Raw genomic sequence first — 1416 nt, 5'->3', positions numbered from 1 at the left:
AACAGAACCAACCTGCGAGGTAACAGAAGCGGGAAAATATACCCTAAAAGTAATCGACAAGAACGGCTGCGAAGGAGCAGTAAGTGTACAAGTAGAAGAGTATCCCGAGCTGAATCCAGAAATCAAAGGAAAATTGGAATTTTGTAAAGGAAAAACTACAATTTTAAGCACAGACAAAATCTATTCAAAATATAGTTGGTCAAATGGACATAATGTTATATCAACAGAACCAACCTGCGAGGTAACAGAAGCGGGAAAATATACCCTAAAAGTAATCGACAAGAACGGCTGCGAAGGAGCAGTAAGTGTACAAGTAGAAGAGTATCCCGAGCCGAATCCTCAAGTCATAGGAAACTTAACCTATTGCCAAGGAGGATTTACCGAATTACAAGGGAACGATGGATATGTCAAGTATACCTGGAGTGGCCCAAATATAAAAGGCGAATCACCCAATCGTATCCATAAGGTAGATCAACCTGGAAAATATACCCTAAAAGTAATCGACAAGAACGGCTGCGAAGGAGTAGTAAGTGTACAAGTAGAAGAGTATCCCGAGCCGAATCCTCAAGTCATAGGAAACTTAACCTATTGCCAAGGAGGATTTACCGAATTACAAGGGAACGATGGATATGTCAAGTATACCTGGAGTGGCCCAAATATAAAAGGCGAATCACCCAATCGTATCCATAAGGTAGATCAACCTGGAAAATATACCCTAAAAGTAATCGACAAGAACGGCTGCGAAGGAGTAGTAAGTGTACAAGTAGAAGAGTATCCCGAGCCGAATCCTCAAGTCATAGGAAACTTAACCTATTGCCAAGGAGGATTTACCGAATTACAAGGGAACGATGGATATGTCAAGTATACCTGGAGTGGCCCAAATATAAAAGGCGAATCACCCAATCGTATCCATAAGGTAGATCAACCTGGAAAATATACCCTAAAAGTAATCGACAAGAACGGCTGCGAAGGAGTAGTAAGTGTACAAGTAGAAGAGTATCCCGAGCCGAATCCTCAAGTCATAGGAAACTTAACCTATTGCCAAGGAGGATTTACCGAATTACAAGGGAACGATGGATATGTCAAGTATACCTGGAGTGGCCCAAATATAAAAGGCGAATCACCCAATCGTATCCATAAGGTAGATCAACCTGGAAAATATACCCTAAAAGTAATCGACAAGAACGGCTGCGAAGGAGTAGTAAGTGTACAAGTAGAAGAGTATCCCGAGCCGAATCCTCAAGTCATAGGAAACTTAACCTATTGCCAAGGAGGATTTACCGAATTACAAGGGAACGATGGATATGTCAAGTATACCTGGAGTGGCCCAAATATAAAAGGCGAATCACCCAATCGTATCCATAAGGTAGATCAACCTGGAAAATATACCCTAAAAGTAATCGACAAGAACGGCTG

1 protein-coding gene is annotated in these 1416 nt (G+C 41.5%); it reads left to right on the top strand.

Annotated features, from left to right (window positions below):
• Window positions 1-1416 (top strand): hypothetical protein (locus tag C4S76_RS11855; RefSeq protein ID WP_181044115.1); only part of this gene is annotated, 1416 nt, incomplete at both ends.

It is taken from the genome of Apibacter adventoris, assembly GCF_002964965.1.
GTDB classification, from domain to species: domain Bacteria; phylum Bacteroidota; class Bacteroidia; order Flavobacteriales; family Weeksellaceae; genus Apibacter; species Apibacter adventoris.
The sequence above is the reverse complement of the archived record's forward strand: the minus strand, read 5'-3'. Positions and strand labels throughout refer to the sequence as shown.